Origin of the sequence: Enterobacter sp. BNK-29, from assembly GCF_048684785.1 — a bacterium.
Taxonomy (GTDB): Bacteria; Pseudomonadota; Gammaproteobacteria; order Enterobacterales; family Enterobacteriaceae; genus Enterobacter; species Enterobacter cloacae_M.
Genome location: NZ_JBLQTU010000001.1, coordinates 3,323,510 through 3,339,565, shown reverse-complemented (window position 1 = coordinate 3,339,565; position 16,056 = coordinate 3,323,510). Strand labels below are relative to the sequence as shown.

The window sequence follows — 16,056 nt, the reverse complement described above, 5'->3', positions numbered from 1 at the left end:
ATATAATGCGCAAAAGTTATGAGGTCTCTCTTTCACCTGACAAATAGTTATGTAACAGTGTGATGGTATTGACCGAAGTTATCAGGACAGTTATTAGTGATATACAGGTTTGAATAATTCGGACTGCAAAAACGCTGATTTGCTGTTGTTTCACTGATATTTCATTCGTTTACCTGCAAGGCGCCATAGCTCTGTACCCTGGTTTGTCCTCGTGAGCTGAGCGGTAAGCCAAATAACAATCTGGTAACGGTGATTAACAGCTGAAAGCAAATCCGGTAAAGCGCAGTCTTAAGCATAAGGCGCTAAGGAGACCGTAAATGGCTGATACAAAGGCAACGCTCACCCTAAATGGTGACACTGCTATTGAACTGGATGTGCTAAAAGGCACGCTCGGTCAGGATGTTATTGATATCCGTACGCTGGGCTCTAAAGGTGTATTCACCTTTGACCCTGGATTTACCTCTACCGCATCTTGCGAATCCAAAATCACCTACATTGACGGTGACGAAGGTATCCTGCTCCATCGCGGCTTCCCCATCGATCAGTTAGCCACCGAATCCAACTATCTGGAAGTGTGCTACATCCTGCTGAACGGAGAAAAACCGACGCAGGCACAGTACGATGAATTCAAAACCACCGTGACCCGTCACACCATGATCCATGAGCAGATTACCCGTCTGTTCCATGCTTTCCGCCGTGACTCTCACCCGATGGCGGTGATGTGCGGTATCACCGGTGCGCTGGCGGCGTTCTACCACGACTCCCTTGACGTGAATAACCCGCGTCACCGTGATATCGCGGCGTTCCGCCTGCTGTCCAAAATGCCTACCATGGCGGCGATGTGTTACAAATACTCCATCGGCCAGCCGTTTGTGTATCCGCGCAACGACCTCTCCTACGCGGGTAACTTCCTGCGCATGATGTTCTCCACGCCGTGCGAAGAGTACGAAGTGAACCCGGTGCTGGAACGCGCGATGGACCGTATTCTGATCCTGCACGCTGACCACGAACAGAACGCGTCTACCTCTACCGTCCGTACCGCGGGCTCTTCAGGCGCGAACCCGTTCGCCTGTATCGCTGCGGGCATCGCCTCCCTGTGGGGACCGGCGCACGGCGGCGCGAACGAAGCGGCACTGAAGATGCTGGAAGAGATCAGCACCGTTGAGCACATTCCTGAGTTCGTGCGTCGCGCGAAAGACAAGAATGACTCCTTCCGCCTGATGGGCTTCGGTCACCGTGTTTACAAAAACTACGACCCGCGCGCCACCGTCATGCGTGAGACCTGCCACGAAGTGCTGAAAGAGCTGGGTACCAAAGATGATCTGCTGGAAGTGGCGATGGAGCTGGAACACATCGCGCTGAACGATCCGTACTTCATCGAGAAGAAACTCTACCCGAACGTCGATTTCTACTCTGGCATTATTCTGAAAGCGATGGGCATTCCGTCTTCCATGTTCACCGTGATCTTCGCTATGGCCCGTACCGTAGGCTGGATTGCGCACTGGAACGAAATGCACAGCGAAGGCATGAAAATCGCCCGTCCTCGTCAGCTGTATACCGGCTACGAGCAGCGTGATTTTAAGTCTGACCTGAAGCGCTAAAAGATGTTGGGTGCGGCCTGATGCCCTCACCCCGGCCCTCTCCCACAGGGAGAGGGTGAAAACATTAAAAACGGTAACCCAAGGGTTACCGTTTTACTTTTATTTCTGGCAGTGCGGGCACCAGTAAAAAGGTCTGGAAGAGAGCATAATCCTGTCGATAATCCCACCGCACCGCTCGCACTTTTTCCCCGCCCGATGAAACACCTTAAAGCGGAACAGCGCCCCGTGATGCGTGTTCTCATCCGCCACGCCGCGCGTGTTGTACGAGAGCCGCGGAATATCCAGCAGCGCGTGGGATAGCGCCTCCAGCTGTTCATCATTCAGCTCAGATGCTTTATGCTGCGCCGCCAGCCCGACTTCCCAGAGGATCTCTACCCTCAGGTAGTTGCCCAGCCCGGCCAGAAAGGCCTGGTCGAGGAACAGGCCGGAAAACTGTCGGTTACGGAATTTAGGTGATAACAGCCGGGCCTTCACGTCGCTCGCCGTCAGGCGCATGTCCAGCACGTCCGGCCCGACCCGCTGTAGAAACGGGTGCGTCAGCAGCTGCTCCGGCGTTAACATTTCGATATCCGACGCGCTGTAGAGCAGGATCGCTTTATCCGCCGTTTGCAGCCTGACGCGCAGCACGCGGGTGGTTTGCGGCTGCTCGTCCGCCTCCACCACGCGCCAGACGCCGTAAAGCTGGTTATGGCTATATAACGTCAGGTTATGGGAAAAGTGCGTGAGCAAGGCCTTGCCGCGCGTTTCTATATGGGTCACCGTCTGGCCCACCAGCTGTGATTCAAACGGTTTTAGCTGAGGAAAAGCAAACCAGACATCCGTCAGGGGTTTGCCCTTTATCGCCGCCTCCAGGCTATCCGCCGCGCGGCGGATCTCCGGACCTTCAGGCATTTTTGTGTCCTTATCGTCATTATTCGGCGCTGACGAGGATACCCTCTTCAGAAAACGCTGCCCGCAAGCGGCGCGCGAACTGGAGCGCATGCTCGCCGTCGCCGTGTAAACACACCGTATCGGCCTGCACGTTCGCCAATGTTCCGTCCACGGCGGTCACCCGCCCGGTGCGCACCATCTCAAGCGTCTGCGCCAGCGCTTTAGCTTCGTCGGTAAGCAGCGCCCCGGCCTGCGTACGTGGAACCAAGCTGCCGTCCGGCAGGTATCCCCGATCGGCAAACACTTCCTGACGGGTGGTCAGGCCCAGCCGTTCTCCGGCACGAATAAGCTCGCTGCCCGCAAGGCCTACCAGAATCAGCTGCGGATTACAGTCCCGCACCGCGCGGGCAATCGCCTCTGCCAGCGCCGGAGCTTTCGCCGCCTGATTGTAGAGCATGCCGTGCGGCTTCACGTGGCGCATCACACCGTTCTCCGCACGCACCATCGCCTCAAGCGCGCCGATCTGGTAGAGCACCTGAGCGTAGACCGTCTCAGGGGGCAGATCCATCGCCGTACGGCCAAAGTTTTCCCGATCGGGAAAGCTGGGGTGAGCCCCAATCGCGACGCCGTTTTTAATGGCATTACGTACGCTCTCCAGCATGGTTTGCGCATCACCCGCGTGGAAACCGCAGGCGATATTGACCGAGGTGACCAGGGTCATCAGTTCCGAATCAGCGCTGCTTCCCTCCCCCAGATCGGCGTTCAAATCAATCTTTACCATCAAGCCTCCACGCCAGCTGCTCCAGATAACGCTGCTGATCCTGCCGCGCCTTAAGCGCCTCCTCCAGCGAACACTGCACGAAGTGAATTGGCTGGCCGAGGGGAATTTGCGCCAGATGGTAGCGATCCGCTTCAATGATGCAGGCAATGCGCGGATAGCCGCCGGTAGTTTGTGCATCGTTCATTAACACGATGGGCTGACCGTTTCCCGGCACCTGAATAACCCCAGGCAATAAACCGTGGGAGAGCAGCTCCCGGTCCGTCGTGCGGGTCAGCGGCTGCCCCTGAAGGCGGTAGCCCATGCGGTTACTCTGCGGGCTGATCTTCCACGGCGCGCGCCAGAAGGACTCTTTAGACGCCTCGTCAAACTCATGATATTCCGGCCCCGGTAAGGCGCGGATCTGGTTTCCCCACAGCAGCTGTTTTACGCCCTGCGTGGTCGAGAAATGGCGCGCGGAGGGTTTGATTGCCAGCCGATCGCCATCGCGCAACAAACGTCCTTCGTGACCGCCGATCCCGGCCTTCTGATCGGTACTGGATGAACCCAGCACCTCCGGCACGTCAATGCCGCCAGCCACCGCGAGATAGCTACGCACGCCGTGCAGCGGACGTTTGAGCGTCAGGCGCTGCCCGGCTTTGGCCCGTAGCCGCCAGCCGGTCCACACCGCTTTGCCATCCAGCGTCGCATCACACCCTGCGCCGGTTAAGGCAAACCAGGTTTCCTGACCAAACTCAATCACACACTGACCCAGCGTAATTTCTAGCGCCGCCGTGCTGCCTTCGTTGCCCACAAGCAGGTTGGCAATCTCCAGCGAAGGACGGTCAAGCGCACCGCAGTAGCTCACGCCCGACTGGCGCAGACCAAAGCGACCTGCATCCTGTACGGAGGTGTAAAGCCCGGCGCGAATAAGCGTTAACATACCCCCTCCTTCTGCGGAATAAAGCGAAGGGTATCCCCGGGACGCAGGAGTATTGGCGTCTCCAGCCCGGGTTCAAATAACGGTGTAGCGGTATGCCCAATAAGCTGCCAGCCGCCAGGCGATGTCAGCGGATAAACGCCGGTCTGCTCACCGCCGATAGCTACCGTCCCCGCCGGCACGCTCACGCGCGGCTCGGCACGGCGTGGCGTATGCAGCCGGGAAGATAATCCGCCCAGATACGGGAATCCGGGCTGAAACCCCAGGAACCAGACCACGTAGTCAACCGAGCTGTGCAGCTCAACAACCTGCTTTTCTGTTAACCCGCAGTGGTCTGCCACCACGCCAAGATCTGGCCCACCCGCACCGCCATAAACGACCGGGATCTGAATGGCGCGCGACTCCGGCTCCAGCGCCTCGCTCTCTTCCCACCAGCGCTGCAAACGTTCAATGGCATCCAGCGCCAGGGTATGCGGGCTACGCAGCACGACGGTTATGTTATTCATACCCGGAATGGCTTCAACCACCTCCGGTAGTTCGGCCAGACGCTGGGTCAGCCGCCAGATACGCTTTTGCGTGGCAAGCGTCACCGGTGGTTCAAGCTCCAGAACCACTGCGGTTTCACCCAGAAGATAACAACGCGCTCGCTGCACTTAACTACCTCTCGTCAGGCTGGGTTAGGGATATCAATAAAGGTCACATCCAGATCGGTATTTTCCGTCAGCCACTCGCTGAGGGCGCGAATGCCGCCGCGCTCGGTGGCATGATGGCCAGCGGCGTAAAAATGCAGCCCCTGTTCACGCGCCGAATGAATGGTCTGCTCGGAAACCTCGCCGGTGATAAAAGCATCGACGCCGAAACGCGCGGCGCTGTCGATAAAGCCCTGACCGCCACCGGTACACCATGCGACACGCTTCACCGTATCCGGACCGGTATCACCGCTCCACAGCGGACGACGGCCCAGGCGCGCTTCAATCCACGAGGCCAGCTCCAGCCCCGGAACCGGCATCGCCAGCTCGCCCCACGGCACCAGCGGCTCAATTTCACCCATCACGGTAATTCCCAGTAGCTGCGCCAGCTGGACGTTGTTGCCGAGCTCCGGGTGCGCATCCAGCGGCAGATGGTAGCCGTACAGGTTGATGTCATTTGCCAGCAGCGTTTTCAGGCGATTGCGCTTCATCCCGCGAATAATCGGCGATTCGTTTTTCCAGAAGTAACCGTGATGAACAATCACCGCGTCGGCGTTCTGACGAACGGCCTCGTCCAGCAGCGCCTGGCTTGCCGTCACGCCGGTGATAATTTTTTGCACCGTCTCACGGCCTTCAACCTGGAGCCCGTTCGGGCCGTAATCGCTGAAAGAGGTACTGTTCAGTTTTTCGTTAATCAGGCTTTCCAGTTCGCTGTTTTTCATCATCACTCTCTTATGCTTTGCGGGCAGCTTCGTACGCCGCCAGCGTGGCGACACGCGCCTGTTTATGGTCGACAATCGGACGAGGGTAATCCAGCTTTACACGCTGTTTATCCGCCCATGCCCACGGTTCGTGGATCGCTTTAGCAGGTATACCGTTAAGCTCAGGCACCCAGCGGCGGATAAACTCGCCGTCCGCATCAAATTTTTGTCCCTGAGTGGTCGGGTTAAATATCCGAAAATAGGGCGCGGCATCGGTGCCGGTAGAGGCCGCCCACTGCCAGCCGCCGTTATTCGCCGCGAGATCGCCATCGATCAGCTGAGAGATAAAATAGCGCTCTCCGATACGCCAGTCGATAAGCAGATCCTTCACCAGAAAGCTGGCGGTAATCATCCGCAGGCGGTTGTGCATCCACCCCGTCTCATTAAGCTGACGCATGGCGGCATCGACTATTGGATAGCCCGTCTGCCCACTTTGCCAGGCTTTCAGCTGCTTATCATTCGATTGCCACTTTACATTATCGGTCCAGCCAATGAAGGGCCGATGTTTACATAAATCAGGGTGATACGTCATCAGATGGCGGTAGAACTCGCGCCAGATAAGCTCATTCAGCCAGACAGACCCTGCGCCGCCCTCCAACGCCTGCGGCTGCTCCGCCAGCAGACGATGCAAACACTGGCGCGGTGAGATCGCGCCCAGCGCCAGACAGGCCGACAGGCGGCTGGTGCCCTCGATGGCGGGAAAATCCCGACGCGCGTCGTAACTGGCCGCGTCCTGCTTGCAGAACTGGCGCAGTTGGGCGATGGCCGCTTTCTCATCGGCGGGGAAAAGCGTTTCATCAAACGGCTGCTGAGGGTAATCAAACGTCAGCTCAGGCAGCTCTTTTATGGCTTCGCCTCGCACGGCAGGCGCGGCAACGCACTCCGGCAGCGCCTCTTTCAGACGTTTGATAAAGGCATTTTTGAACGGCGTAAAAACTTTATACATCTCGTGGTTGCCGGTCATCACGCTGCCCGGTGCCAGCATCACGCTGTCATCAAACCCTTCGCAGACCACCCCTTCCAGCATCTTCTCCAGCTGACGGTCGCGCTGCTGCTCGTTGAATTCGTACTGATAGTTGTAAAAAAGATGCGTGACGTTGTGCTGCTTACAGATCTCCTGAACCGTCTGAAGCTGTGCGGCAAAATCACCCACCTCTTTATAGAGAAGCGGTATGCCTTTTCCGGCAAGCGAGTGCTGCAGATCGTTCAGATACGCCCGGAGCAAGGCCGCCTGCCGGGGGGCCATATCGTGCTGCCGCCACTGCTCGGGCGTGGCCATAAACAGTGCCAGTACGTTACCGTCTTTGGCGCGGCAGGCTGCCGCAAGGGCGATGTTGTCATGTACGCGCAGGTCCGCGCGAAACCAAACCAGATGGGTGGGCATAAAACTCCAGGCAATTATCCATTATGTCCGTAAGGGCATGCCGTAAAAGGAAAAAGCATGCATTGAACTACTTTGCCATGAAGTGTAGACGGGATGAAATAAAAAAGGCCGCCCGAGGCGGCCTTAGCGCTACTTGTCCTGCGCTATCGAGGATAAAGCGACAAACCCATTCGGCTCATCGCTCTTTACAACGAGTACGCTGGCGACAATGAACGCGATGCAAAAATAGCGTTTCATTATGCGGTCCCTGCTGCTAACCGCTCCACCGTTCACCACCGGTGATAAGGCGGTGGACACAAGCCCGGGTAGGCGGGCTGCTTTACGGCTGTAAATACACCTTTCCCAGGACCGATGCCCATTTGCGAGATGGCGGAAAGGGACGCAGCATCATAATTAACATCCGCTGCGAAGGTAAGATACTCGAATAAACTTAGGAATTTATAAAGGCTTCGAGGGATTGCCATCTGCTTACATGAGGGTATGATAAAAATCCCGGGTAGGGGCTGCAAAACCACCCAACGGACCGCGAATCCCGAGGGACAAAAAAACCGCCACATTGCTGTTGGCGGTTTTTTTATTGCTATGTGTAGTCTTCGTATCAGTAGAAATCGCAGGTCGCTTTCTCGGCCTGATCCATCCACACCGGCTTCTCGCTGGTTTTCGCCCAGACGCGGTGCAGATAGCTGTAAAAACGTGCACGATCTTTCCAGAACAGCATCACCGGCAGAGCCAGCACGCCAGCCACTACGGCGAAAGCGCGGCGCAAGAACACGATATGAGCCGGATACTCTTTATAAAGATCCATATTTTTCTCCCCTATAGTTGGCCGGAAACGTCATCCGGAAAATTCAAAATCTGTGACCTGGCTAAAATAATATCGCTTTGTTTGTAATTTTACTACTCATCCGACCACTTATTTTTGCCCATTTAGTGAATATTTACATTCCCTCCGTAATTAAGTTACAAAAAAGTTAACGATTTACTTACCAATAGTTAAATTGTGGGCTTTGCCATTTTTATACTTTTTTTACACCCGCCCTCCCCATTTTTGCGAAATCTTTGCGCCGAAAATCCTACCGTTAGTACAACAACGAAAGTCACCCGGAGGTGGATTGTGAGTGCAGGTCTTATTGCCGGCATCGTGCTGGTGTTCCTGTTATTGGGTTATCTGGTCTATGCCCTGATAAATGCGGAGGCCTTCTGATGGCTGCTCAGGCGTTTCTGCTTATTGCCAGCTTCTTAGTGGTACTGTTCATTCTGGCAAGGCCACTGGGATCGGGACTGGCACGATTAATCAACAATGTCCCTTTGCCCGGCACGGGAAGCATTGAAAAAGGGATCTGGCGCGTACTGGGAATAGACGATCGGGAGATGAACTGGCGTCAGTATCTGATCGCCATTCTACTGCTGAATATCGTTGGCCTCATTGCGCTTTTTGCCATGCTGATGTTGCAGGGCATCCTGCCGCTGAATCCGCAACAGTTACCGGGCCTGTCCTGGCATCTTGCGCTGAACACGGCGGTGAGCTTTGTCACTAACACCAACTGGCAGTCCTACGCCGGTGAAACCACGCTGAGCTATTTCAGCCAGATGGTCGGGTTAACCGTGCAAAACTTCCTCTCGGCCGCCAGCGGTATCGCCGTGATCTTCGCGCTGACGCGTGCGTTTGCGCGTCAGAAAATCAATACCCTGGGTAACGCGTGGGTGGATCTGACCCGCATTACGCTGTGGATCCTGCTGCCAATTGCGCTGCTGATCGCGCTGTTCTTCATCCAGCAGGGCACCCTGCAAAACCTGATGCCTTACGCACCCTATACCTCGCTGGAAGGTGCAAAACAGCTCCTGCCGATGGGGCCAGTAGCGTCACAGGAAGCCATCAAAATGCTCGGGACGAACGGGGGTGGCTTCTTCAACGCCAACTCGTCGCATCCGTTTGAAAACCCTACCGCATTAACCAATTTTGTGCAGATGCTGGCGATTTTCCTGATCCCCGCCGCGCTCTGCTTTGCCTTTGGTGATGTGGTTAACGATCGCCGTCAGGGCCGCACCCTGCTCTGGACCATGTCGCTGATCTTTGTGGTCTGCGTGGCGCTGGTGATGTGGGCTGAATGGAACGGCAACAGCCATTTCATGCAGCTGGGGGCCAACAGCAATATCAACATGGAAGGTAAAGAGAGCCGCTTTGGCATTCTCGCCAGCAGCCTGTATGCGGTGGTCACCACGGCGGCCTCGTGCGGGGCAGTCAACGCCATGCACGATTCCTTTACGGCGCTGGGTGGCATGATCCCGATGTGGCTGATGCAGATTGGCGAAGTCGTCTTTGGCGGCGTGGGCTCGGGTCTGTACGGCATGCTGCTGTTCGTGCTGCTGGCGGTATTTATTGCCGGTTTGATGATTGGCCGCACCCCTGAATACCTCGGTAAAAAAATCGACGTTCGCGAGATGAAATTAACCGCGCTGGCGATTCTGGTCACCCCGGCGCTTGTGCTGCTCGGCACCGCGCTGGCGCTGATGACCGAGGCCGGACGCAGCGGCATCTTTAACCCCGGCATTCACGGTTTTAGCGAAGTGCTGTATGCCGTCTCCTCTGCCGCCAACAACAACGGCAGCGCCTTTGCGGGCTTAAGCGCCAACTCACCGTTCTGGAACTGCCTGCTGGCGTTCTGCATGTTTGTGGGTCGCTTCGGGATCATTGTGCCGGTGTTGGCGATTGCCGGATCGCTGGTGAATAAAAAAATCCAACCGACCACCACCGGGACATTGCCGACCCACGGCGCGCTGTTTATCGGCCTGCTGACGGGTACCGTTTTACTGGTCGGCGCCCTGACCTTTATCCCCGCCCTCGCGTTAGGCCCGGTCGCGGAATACCTCTCTTTACGCTGATTTTGCGGAGAAATTGTCATGAGTCGTAAACAACTGGCCCTGTTCGAACCGTCATTAGTTCGCCAGGCGCTCATGGATGCGGTGAAAAAGCTGAGCCCGCGCGTGCAATGGCACAACCCGGTGATGTTTATTGTCTGGGCGGGAAGCGTACTGACCACCGCCCTGGCGATTGCCATGGGAACGGGCCACATGCCGGGAAATGCGATGTTTACCGGCGCCATCAGCCTGTGGCTGTGGTTTACCGTGCTGTTCGCCAACTTTGCGGAAGCGCTGGCGGAAGGCCGGAGTAAAGCCCAGGCCAACAGCCTGAAAGGGGTGAAGAAAACCGCCTTCGCGCGCAAGCTACGTGAACCGAAATACGGCGCGCAGATGGACCACGTTCCGGCGGATGAACTGCGCAAAGGCGATGTGGTGCTGGTGGAAGCCGGGGACATTATCCCTTGCGACGGTGAAGTCATCGAAGGGGGCGCCTCGGTGGACGAAAGCGCCATTACCGGGGAATCCGCGCCGGTTATCCGCGAATCCGGCGGCGATTTCGCCTCCGTGACGGGCGGGACGCGCATTCTCTCCGACTGGCTGGTGATCCAGTGTAGCGTTAATCCGGGGGAAACCTTCCTCGACCGGATGATCGCCATGGTGGAAGGCGCGCAGCGTCGTAAAACGCCGAACGAGATTGCCCTGACCATCCTGCTGGTGGCCCTGACCATCGTCTTCCTGCTGGCAACCGCGACGCTGTGGCCGTTTTCCGCCTATGGCGGCACCGCGGTCACCATCACGGTGCTGGTGGCGCTGTTGGTCTGCCTGATCCCCACCACCATTGGTGGCCTGCTGTCAGCCATCGGCGTAGCCGGCATGAGCCGTATGCTCGGTGCCAACGTCATCGCCACCAGCGGGCGCGCGGTGGAAGCCGCCGGTGACGTGGACGTCTTACTGCTGGATAAAACAGGGACCATTACCCTCGGTAATCGCCAGGCGTCAGATTTCCTGCCCGCCCCGGGCGTGGATGAAAAAACGCTGGCGGATGCCGCCCAGCTCTCTTCGCTTGCCGATGAAACCCCGGAAGGCCGCAGCATCGTGATCCTCGCCAAGCAGCGCTTTAACCTGCGCCAGCGCGACGTTCAGAGCCTGCACGCCACTTTCGTGCCCTTCACGGCGCAAACCCGCATGAGCGGCATTAACATTCAGGATCGCATGATCCGTAAAGGCTCTGTTGATGCCATCCGTCGCCACATTGAGGCCAACAACGGCCACTTCCCACCGGAAGTGGACAGCCTGGTCGAAAGCGTTGCCCGTCAGGGGGCAACGCCGCTGGTGGTGGCCGAGGGCGCACACGTGCTGGGGGTAATTGCCCTGAAGGATATCGTCAAAGGCGGCATCAAGGAGCGCTTCGCCCAGCTGCGTAAAATGGGGATCAAAACGGTGATGATCACCGGGGATAACCGCCTTACCGCCGCGGCGATTGCCGCCGAAGCGGGCGTGGATGATTTTCTTTCTGAAGCCACACCGGAAGCGAAACTGGCACTGATTCGTCAGTATCAGGCGGAAGGTCGTCTGGTGGCGATGACCGGCGACGGTACCAACGATGCCCCAGCCCTGGCGCAGGCCGACGTGGCGGTGGCGATGAACTCCGGTACCCAGGCGGCAAAAGAGGCGGGCAACATGGTCGACCTCGACTCTAACCCGACCAAGCTGATTGAAGTGGTGCACATCGGCAAGCAGATGCTGATGACGCGCGGGTCGCTGACCACGTTCAGTATCGCCAACGACGTGGCGAAATATTTCGCCATCATTCCGGCGGCGTTTGCTGCGACCTACCCGCAGTTAAACGCGTTGAACGTGATGCACCTGCACTCTCCGGCATCGGCCATTCTGAGCGCAGTGATCTTTAACGCCCTGATTATTGTCTTCCTGATCCCGCTGGCGCTGAAAGGCGTGAGCTATAAGCCGCTCACGGCCGCCGCCATGCTGCGCCGCAACCTGTGGATTTACGGCCTGGGCGGGCTGGTGGTGCCTTTCATCGGTATCAAGGTTATCGACCTGCTGTTAACGCTGTTCGGCCTGGTTTAAAAGGTGAATCAAATGACGATGTTACGCCCCGCTATACTTCTGTTTATTCTGCTGTCTCTCATTACCGGCGGGCTGTACCCGCTGGTGACCACCGCGCTGGGCCAGTGGTGGTTTAAGGATCGGGCCAACGGCTCGCTGATAATGCAAAACGGTGAAAACCGCGGTTCACTCCTGATTGGTCAGAACTTTACGGATGCCCGTTACTTCCAGGGACGCCCTTCCGCCACTGCCGAAAGCCCGTATAATCCGATGGCATCCGGCGGCAGTAACCTGGCGGGCAGCAACCCCGAGCTGGACAAAGCCGTTGCTGAGCGCGTGGCAGCCCTGCGCGCCGCTAATCCGCAGGCCAGCCGTGAGGTGCCCGTAGAGCTGGTGACCGCCTCGGCCAGCGGGCTGGACTACAGCCTGACACCGGCAGCCGCGGCATGGCAAATCCCGCGCGTCGCCGCGGCCCGTCAGCTGACCGTCGAGCAGGTTAGCCAGCTGGTTGCAGAGCACACGCAAAAGCCGCTGGTCAGCTTTATCGGCATGCCCGTGGTGAATATTGTTGAGCTGAATCTGGCGCTGGACGCGCTAAGGAAAAACTAAATGACCGACGAGCCCATGCGCCCGGATCCGGACAGGCTGCTTGAACAGACGGCCGAAGCCCATCGCGGCAAACTGAAAATTTTCTTTGGCGCCTGCGCAGGCGTCGGGAAAACCTTCGCCATGCTGACGGAAGCCCAGCGGCTTCGGGCGCAGGGGCTCGATATATTGATTGGCGTGGTAGAAACCCACGGACGCAAAGAGACCGCATCGCTGCTGAAGGGGCTGGCCACCCAGCCGCCCCGCCGTATCAGCCACCGCGGTCGGCTAGTCACCGAATTCGATCTCGATGCCGCCCTCGCCCGCCGTCCCGCCCTTATCCTGATGGACGAACTGGCGCACAGCAATGCGCCAGGCTCACGCCATCCAAAACGCTGGCAGGATGTAGAAGAACTACTCGAAGCCGGCATCGATGTATTCACGACGGTTAACGTTCAGCATCTGGAGAGCCTGAACGACGTGGTCAGCGGCGTGACCGGCATTCAGGTGCGCGAGACGGTGCCCGACCCCTTCTTTGATTCCGCCGATGAAGTGGTGCTGGTCGACCTGCCCCCTGACGATTTGCGCCAGCGCCTGCATGAAGGCAAAGTCTATATCGCCGGCCAGGCCGAGCGCGCCATCGAACATTTCTTCCGTAAAGGCAACCTGATTGCCCTGCGCGAGCTGGCCCTGCGTCGTACTGCCGATCGCGTCGACGATCAGATGCGTGCCTGGCGCGACCTGCAGGGTCAGGAGCGCGTCTGGCATACGCGAGATGCCATCCTGCTGTGCGTAGGGCACGGCAGCGGCAATGAAAAGCTTGTCCGCACCGCCGCGCGCCTGGCGGCCAAATTTGGCAGCGTCTGGCATGCGGTGTATGTCGAAACGCCGCAGCTGCACGCGCTGCCCGAGAACCAGCGTCGCGCGATATTGAGTTCGCTTCGCCTGGCGCAGGAGCTGGGTGCCGAAACCGCCACCCTTTCCGACCCTCAGGAAGATAAAGCCATTTTGCGCTACGCCCGTGAGCACAATCTGGGGAAAATCGTGATTGGCCGTCGCCAGCATCGCCGCTGGTTTAGCCGCGAATCCTTTGCCGACAAGCTGGCCCGCCGCGCACCGGATCTGGACCTGGTGATCGTGGCGCTGGATGATAAGCCCACGCCGTTACCCAGCCGCGCGCCGGACAGCCGTGCCTTCAGCGATAAATGGCGCATTCAGCTGCGCGGCTGCCTTGTCGCCGTCGTGCTCTGCGCCCTGATTACCGTGATTGCCAGCCAGTGGCTGATCGCGTTTGATGCCGCCAACCTGGTGATGATCTACCTGCTTGGCGTAGTGGTGGTGGCGCTCTTTTACGGGCGCTGGCCGTCGGTACTGGCGACGGTGATCAACGTCATCAGCTTCGATCTGTTCTTTATTGCCCCGCGCGGGACGCTCGCCGTGTCGGATGTGCAGTACATCCTCACCTTTGCGGTGATGCTCACCGTCGGGCTGGTGATCGGGAATCTGACGGCGGGCGTGCGCTACCAGGCGCGTATCGCCCGCTACCGCGAGCAGCGCACGCGCCATCTCTATGAGATGTCGAAATCGCTGGCGGTGGGACGCACGCCGCTGGATATCGTGCAGACCAGCGAGCAGTTCATTCGCTCGACGTTTCATGCCAGCAACCTGATTTTGCTCCCGGACGAACACGGCAAACTGCGCCCGCTGACGTCGGCCTCAGGCATGACGCCCTGGGACGAAGCCATCGCGCGCTGGAGCTTTGATAAAGGGCTACCGGCGGGCGCAGGGACCGACACCCTGCCCGGCGTGCCCTACCAAATTCTGCCGCTGCGCAGCGCCGATAAAAATCAGGGGCTGGTGATTGTTGAGCCCTCAAACCTGCGCCAGCTGATGATCCCCGAACAGCAGCGGCTGCTGGAGACCTTTACGCTGCTGGTTGCCAGCGCGCTGGAGCGGCTGGCCCTCACCGCCAGCGAAGAACAGGCCCGGCTGGCGAGCGAGCGTGAAAGCATTCGTAACTCGCTGCTGGCGGCACTCTCTCACGATCTGCGAACCCCGCTCACCGTCCTGTTTGGTCAGTCAGAAATCCTGACGCTGGACCTGGCGGCGGAAGGCTCTAAACACGCCCTTCAGGCCAGCGAGATCCGCCAGCATGTGCTGAATACCACGCGTCTGGTGAATAACCTGCTCGATATGGCGCGTATCCAGTCAGGCGGTTTTAACCTCAAAAAAGAGTGGCTCACGCTTGAAGAGGTGGTGGGCAGCGCCCTGAAAATGCTCGAACCCGGCCTGGGCGGGCGGCATATTGCGCTGAACATGCCCGAGCCCCTGACCTTAATTCACGTTGATGGTCCGCTGTTTGAGCGGGTGCTGATCAACCTGCTGGAAAATGCCGGCAAATATGCGGGCGCCAGCGCGCAAATTGGCGTGGATGCGACGGTGGACGACGGCACGCTTCACCTTGACGTCTGGGATACCGGACCCGGCATTCCCGCCGGGCAGGAGTTGGCTATTTTCGAAAAATTCGCGCGCGGCAATAAGGAGTCGGCCATTCCGGGCGTGGGGCTGGGGCTGGCGATTTGCCAGGCGATCATTGACGTCCATGGCGGGTCCATCTCCGCAGAGAATCGTCCCGAAGGCGGCGCGCGGTTTTGTGTTACACTTCCTCTGGAAACCCCGCCAGAACTTAATGAATTACCAGAGGATTTGTGATCAACGTTCTGATTGTTGAAGATGAGATCGCCATTAGCCGTTTTCTGCGCGCTGCGCTGGAAGGGGACGGTCTGCGCGTTCATGATGCGGGTACGCTTCAACGGGGTTTAATTGAAGCCGCCACCCGCAAGCCGGACCTGGTGATCCTCGATCTTGGTCTGCCGGACGGCGACGGCATCGACTTTATCCGGGAAGTTCGTCAGTGGAGCCAGATGCCGATCCTCGTGCTCTCCGCGCGTACGGAAGAGACGGATAAAATCGCGGCGCTGGATGCCGGGGCGGATGACTATCTGATTAAACCTTTTGGTATCGGCGAGTTACAGGCTCGCCTTCGCGTGGCGCTGCGTCGCCACAGCGCAACCACGCCAGCTGACCCAACCTACACGTTTGGGGATATCCGGGTTGACCTGGCCGCGCGACGCATTGTGCGCGGTGAAGAAGAAATCCATCTGACGCCAATAGAATTTCGCCTGCTCGCCGTTCTGCTCAACAACCACGGCAAGGTTCTCACCCAACGCCAGCTGCTAAGTCAGGTGTGGGGGCCCAACGCGGTGGAACATAGTCATTATTTACGCATATATATGGGACATCTTCGTCAGAAACTCGAAGTTGACCCCGCTCGCCCTCGCCATTTATTAACTGAAACCGGTATCGGTTATCGGTTTATGCTTTGAATAACTATTCATTTTATTTTTAAATAAAATCAAAATACCTCAGAAAATATTTCATAAATAACCCATGCATTATTTTTACGGGTTATTCTTGCTCATTTAAAACATTGATAACACAACCTGTTAACGTAACACCAACAAATCAGAATTTTGATCT

General features: G+C 57.8%; 14 protein-coding genes. 7 read left to right on the top strand and 7 right to left on the bottom strand.

Annotation, left to right across the window (positions count from 1 at the left end):
• The first annotated feature begins 317 nt into the window (after nt 1-317).
• Nucleotides 318-1,601, top strand: coding sequence for a citrate synthase (locus tag ACMGGX_RS15920; protein WP_023310788.1), 1,284 nt, complete (start codon nt 318-320; stop codon nt 1,599-1,601).
• Between the two features lie 99 nt (nt 1,602-1,700).
• Here ACMGGX_RS15920 and nei read toward each other — a convergent pair whose 3' ends face one another.
• From nei to ACMGGX_RS15885, 7 genes are all read right to left on the bottom strand, one after another.
• Entirely contained in the window at nt 1,701-2,492 is a 792-nt protein-coding gene (nei, locus tag ACMGGX_RS15915; RefSeq protein ID WP_023310787.1) for an endonuclease VIII, read from the bottom strand.
• Between the two features lie 19 nt (nt 2,493-2,511).
• Nucleotides 2,512-3,252: a 5-oxoprolinase subunit PxpA gene (gene pxpA / locus ACMGGX_RS15910; protein ID WP_420298592.1), complete on the bottom strand. Its 741-nt coding sequence runs from the start codon at nt 3,250-3,252 to the stop codon at nt 2,512-2,514.
• Entirely contained in the window at nt 3,239-4,171 is a 933-nt protein-coding gene (gene pxpC, locus ACMGGX_RS15905) for a 5-oxoprolinase subunit PxpC (protein ID WP_023310785.1), read from the bottom strand. The genes pxpA and pxpC overlap by 14 nt, the downstream gene beginning before the upstream one ends.
• Nucleotides 4,165-4,821, bottom strand: a complete 657-nt coding sequence (pxpB, locus tag ACMGGX_RS15900; protein WP_181594616.1) for a 5-oxoprolinase subunit PxpB — start codon at nt 4,819-4,821, stop codon at nt 4,165-4,167. Before pxpB ends, pxpC begins: the two co-directional genes overlap by 7 nt.
• 14 nt (nt 4,822-4,835) lie before the next feature.
• Nucleotides 4,836-5,579, bottom strand: coding sequence for a type 2 GTP cyclohydrolase I (locus ACMGGX_RS15895; RefSeq protein WP_023310783.1), 744 nt, complete (start codon nt 5,577-5,579; stop codon nt 4,836-4,838).
• Between the two features lie 10 nt (nt 5,580-5,589).
• Entirely contained in the window at nt 5,590-7,002 is a 1,413-nt protein-coding gene (gene phrB / locus ACMGGX_RS15890) for a deoxyribodipyrimidine photo-lyase (RefSeq protein WP_420298591.1), read from the bottom strand.
• 598 nt (nt 7,003-7,600) lie between these two features.
• Complete coding sequence (locus tag ACMGGX_RS15885) at nt 7,601-7,807, bottom strand: YbfA family protein (RefSeq protein ID WP_023310781.1); 207 nt, start codon at nt 7,805-7,807, stop codon at nt 7,601-7,603.
• A 309-nt stretch (nt 7,808-8,116) separates the two neighbouring features.
• On the opposite strand from ACMGGX_RS15885, the gene kdpF reads away from it, so the two are divergent.
• The 6 genes from kdpF to kdpE are packed head-to-tail and all read left to right on the top strand — an operon-like array spanning nt 8,117 to nt 15,902.
• A complete protein-coding gene (kdpF, locus tag ACMGGX_RS15880; protein WP_014069365.1) occupies nt 8,117-8,206 on the top strand; it encodes a K(+)-transporting ATPase subunit F in 90 nt (29 codons plus the stop codon).
• Nucleotides 8,206-9,885, top strand: a complete 1,680-nt coding sequence (gene kdpA / locus ACMGGX_RS15875; protein ID WP_181594614.1) for a potassium-transporting ATPase subunit KdpA — start codon at nt 8,206-8,208, stop codon at nt 9,883-9,885. Before kdpF ends, kdpA begins: the two co-directional genes overlap by 1 nt.
• 18 nt (nt 9,886-9,903) lie before the next feature.
• Nucleotides 9,904-11,952, top strand: coding sequence for a potassium-transporting ATPase subunit KdpB (kdpB, locus tag ACMGGX_RS15870; RefSeq protein WP_023310779.1), 2,049 nt, complete (start codon nt 9,904-9,906; stop codon nt 11,950-11,952).
• 12 nt (nt 11,953-11,964) lie between these two features.
• The gene (gene kdpC, locus ACMGGX_RS15865; RefSeq protein WP_181594613.1) at nt 11,965-12,540 is read left to right on the top strand and encodes a potassium-transporting ATPase subunit KdpC; all 576 of its coding nucleotides are present in this window, start codon (nt 11,965-11,967) and stop codon (nt 12,538-12,540) included.
• Nucleotides 12,541-15,228, top strand: coding sequence for a two-component system sensor histidine kinase KdpD (gene kdpD / locus ACMGGX_RS15860; protein WP_023310777.1), 2,688 nt, complete (start codon nt 12,541-12,543; stop codon nt 15,226-15,228).
• Nucleotides 15,225-15,902, top strand: a complete 678-nt coding sequence (gene kdpE / locus ACMGGX_RS15855) for a two-component system response regulator KdpE (protein ID WP_008501074.1) — start codon at nt 15,225-15,227, stop codon at nt 15,900-15,902. The genes kdpD and kdpE overlap by 4 nt, the downstream gene beginning before the upstream one ends.
• Nucleotides 15,903-16,056: the final 154 nt, after the last annotated feature.

Excerpts from the sequence above, each read along its gene's own strand:
- kdpA (WP_181594614.1), top strand. The coding sequence starts at position 8,206 with ATGGCTGCTCAGGCGTTTCTGCTTATTGCCAGCTTCTTAGTGGTACTG.
- kdpD (WP_023310777.1), top strand. The coding sequence starts at position 12,541 with ATGACCGACGAGCCCATGCGCCCGGATCCGGACAGGCTGCTTGAACAG.
- nei (WP_023310787.1), bottom strand. The coding sequence starts at position 2,492 with ATGCCTGAAGGTCCGGAGATCCGCCGCGCGGCGGATAGCCTGGAGGCG.
- kdpB (WP_023310779.1), top strand. The coding sequence starts at position 9,904 with ATGAGTCGTAAACAACTGGCCCTGTTCGAACCGTCATTAGTTCGCCAG.
- pxpA (WP_420298592.1), bottom strand. The coding sequence starts at position 3,252 with ATGGTAAAGATTGATTTGAACGCCGATCTGGGGGAGGGAAGCAGCGCT.
- kdpC (WP_181594613.1), top strand. The coding sequence starts at position 11,965 with ATGACGATGTTACGCCCCGCTATACTTCTGTTTATTCTGCTGTCTCTC.
- ACMGGX_RS15920 (WP_023310788.1), top strand. The coding sequence starts at position 318 with ATGGCTGATACAAAGGCAACGCTCACCCTAAATGGTGACACTGCTATT.
- ACMGGX_RS15895 (WP_023310783.1), bottom strand. The coding sequence starts at position 5,579 with ATGAAAAACAGCGAACTGGAAAGCCTGATTAACGAAAAACTGAACAGT.
- phrB (WP_420298591.1), bottom strand. The coding sequence starts at position 7,002 with ATGCCCACCCATCTGGTTTGGTTTCGCGCGGACCTGCGCGTACATGAC.
- ACMGGX_RS15885 (WP_023310781.1), bottom strand. The coding sequence starts at position 7,807 with ATGGATCTTTATAAAGAGTATCCGGCTCATATCGTGTTCTTGCGCCGC.
- pxpC (WP_023310785.1), bottom strand. The coding sequence starts at position 4,171 with ATGTTAACGCTTATTCGCGCCGGGCTTTACACCTCCGTACAGGATGCA.